Origin of the sequence: Enterobacter cloacae complex sp. XAL002 (assembly GCF_049236805.1) — a bacterium.
GTDB classification, from domain to species: Bacteria; Pseudomonadota; Gammaproteobacteria; order Enterobacterales; family Enterobacteriaceae; genus Enterobacter; species Enterobacter intestinihominis.
In genome coordinates, this window is sequence record NZ_JBMKJN010000082.1 from 1 (window position 1) to 540 (window position 540).

General features: G+C 44.8%; 1 protein-coding gene. It reads left to right on the forward strand.

Translation table 11 applies throughout. The annotated features are described in order from the left end of the window. Positions 1-474: restriction endonuclease (locus ACOT0L_RS24055; protein ID WP_017896675.1), on the forward strand; the 474-nt coding region annotated here is incomplete at its 5' end. Positions 475-540 lie beyond the last annotated feature (66 nt).

Genomic DNA, 540 nt, shown 5'->3' on the forward strand with positions numbered 1-540 from the left:
CAAAAAATTAACTACCTGAGGAAAATTGATCCTTTTGTGTTTGAAGAACTGTTGCTGGAAGGATTTGAAGCGCATGGCTTCAGAACCATCAGAAACAAACGCTATACCGGCGATGGAGGCATTGACGGCCAGGTAATAATAGGAAAATATCGCTATCTTATTCAGGCTAAACGCTATCGCGGCCATATTGCTTTACAGCACGTACAGGAGTTCGAGAAGTTGCTTAAACGTCATAACTGTCGCGGTCTGTTTTGCCATACCGGGAAAACCGGCGCAGGTTCAAAATCTGTCAGTATTGCCAGTGAACGGATGGAGATTATCAGCGGCCAGCGCCTGATAGATTTGCTCACGCCCGGCAGCTCCTTCACTATCGCAACCGCCCCGCAGACGATGATGAAGCGTACCGCAGCAACACTAGAAACGAGCACCATTGTTAAAGATGCCGGTAAAGAAAATCGATACCATGAGAGTTAATTAAATGAAGTCAGTAACTATAGAAGCAAAAACATTTGCTGAAATGTTAGGAATAACAGAAGGTGA